Source organism: Brachyspira catarrhinii (assembly GCF_005518285.1).
Lineage (GTDB): Bacteria > Spirochaetota > Brachyspiria > Brachyspirales > Brachyspiraceae > Brachyspira > Brachyspira catarrhinii.
The window spans coordinates 1-2,128 of record NZ_SJDU01000377.1 but is presented as its reverse complement, the minus strand read 5'-3'; the positions used below and the strand labels follow the sequence as shown (position 1 = coordinate 2,128).

Sequence of the window (2,128 nt, the reverse complement as noted above, 5' to 3'; positions counted from 1 at the left end):
AATAATATTTTTAACAAGCCTAATATTTTTAACGGGCGCATTTCTAAACGCTCAAGCGAGTAAAACTTTGGTGGTTTACTTTTCTTGGAGCGGAAACACGAGAGTAGCGGCGGAATATGTAAGGGAAATTCTAAATACGGATATATTTGAAATAATTCCCGCAAATAGATACCCAAGCGATTATAACGCTACGGTTAGTCAGTATAGAAGAGAAAGAGAAAGCGACACTCTTCCAAGATTGGCGAATAATATAGACATCTCTCAATACGATACTATAATATTGGGTTATCCGAATTGGGGAAGCGATTTGCCTTTGGTGGTAAAAAGTTTTTTATCTGCAAATAATTTTTCGGGTAAAAGAATAGCTCCTTTATGCACGCATGGAGGCGGAGGTTTAGCTCGAAGCATAAACAGTATAAGAGAATTATGTCCGAACTCTACCATATTGGAAGGATTTTCAATCAACGGAAGAGAAGCGAGAAATTCAAAAAATAATTTACAAAATTGGTTAAACAGAATTTTATAAAATTAAATAAAATTAAAAAATGGAGAAGAAAAATGCAAAAATTTAAAATCATAACTTTAACCTTAACCGCAGTTATTTTAGTCGCAGGTTTTGGAATCTATTTATTTAGGACGGAGAATAAAATGAAAACGGAAAATAATTTTGAAAATTTAGAAAATATGGAAGCTCTTGAATTGGAAGAAGAAAATATTGATTCCATTCAAAGCTATACTCAATTTTCAGACAATCTCATTTTGATACGAGGCGGTTCTTTCAATATGGGAAGTCCGATTAGCGAAAGACAGAGAGATAGAGACGAAGCTCAACATTCTGTAACTATAAATTCTTTTTATGTCGACCCTTACGAAGTGACGCAAAAAGATTATAGGGAAATAATGGGAAATAATCCGAGTCATTTTTCGGGCGATAATCTTCCCGTAGAAAATGTGACTTGGTTTGACGCGATAAATTATTGCAACAGATTAAGCGAAAGACGAGGACTAACTCCCGTTTATTCTATAGAAGGAAACACGGTTCGATGGAATAGAAACGCTAACGGATACAGACTTTTAACGGAAGCCGAATGGGAATATGCCGCAAGAGCGGGAACGACTACCGTATTCAATAACGGAAATCAAATAACGAGCGCAAACGCCAACTTTCACGGAAGCTATCCGTATTTAATAGAAGAAAATTATGTAAGCAGAAGAGATTCGAGCGTGGTAACGAGCAGTTATAGAGGAAGCACGGTTAATGTTAGTAGCTTGCCTGCAAATCAATTCGGACTCTATAATATGCATGGAAATGTTTCCGAATGGTGTTTCGATTATTACGGAGATTACGATACGAGAAATGCCACAAATCCCGCGGGAGCGATTAGCGGTTCTCTCAGAGTAAACAGAGGCGGAGGCTATAACGATTTTGGAAAACATTTAAGGAGCGCTTATCGTTCGGCTACAAATCCTATGGATAGAGACCAAAATTTAGGATTTCGTATAGCGAGAAATTCTCAAGCGATAAACGACACAATAACTACAACTTACTCTTTGAATATAAGAGCGCCGCAGAATCCGAAAATATTAATCGCTTATTTTTCTTACAGCGGAAACACTAAAAACGCTGCGGAAATTATTCGTCAAAAAACTGGAGGCAATTTATTTGAAATAAGGATGGAAAGACCTTATCGCGGAAATATTTACGAAGTCTCTCAAATAGATTTAAACAGAAATGTTCGCCCGAGATTAAACGGAAGAGTTCAAAATATTTCCCAATACGATATTATACTTTTGGGCTATCCGACTTGGTGGGCTACGATGCCGATGCCGATTTTTACTTTTATCGAAGAATACGATTTAAAAGGAAAAATTATTATTCCGTTTAGCAGTCATGGAGGAACTATGTTTGGAGATAGCGTTTCGGATTTGTCAAAATTGGTTAAAGATTCTTATGTAGGCTTCGGACTCGAATTTAATTATTCTGGCGGAAGAGGACTTTCGGGCAGAATTTCAGAATGGCTTGCGGAAAACGGAGTTAGAGAAAGAAATTAAAATGAAAAGAAAAATAAAAATTCTTATCGATATAATAATGTTTATTATATTCGTATATTTGATGAGTTATAGAGCT

The 2,128-nt window shown here is 36.0% G+C and carries 2 protein-coding genes; both read left to right on the top strand.

Annotated features, from left to right (window positions below):
- Position 1 precedes the first annotated feature (1 nt).
- Positions 2-526 (top strand): flavodoxin, encoded by a 525-nt coding sequence (locus EZH24_RS10675; RefSeq protein ID WP_137999103.1) that lies wholly within the window; start codon positions 2-4, stop codon positions 524-526.
- 32 nt (positions 527-558) lie between these two features.
- Complete coding sequence (locus EZH24_RS10670) at positions 559-2,052, top strand: flavodoxin (protein ID WP_236847173.1); 1,494 nt, start codon at positions 559-561, stop codon at positions 2,050-2,052.
- The last annotated feature ends 76 nt before the right edge of the window (positions 2,053-2,128 follow it).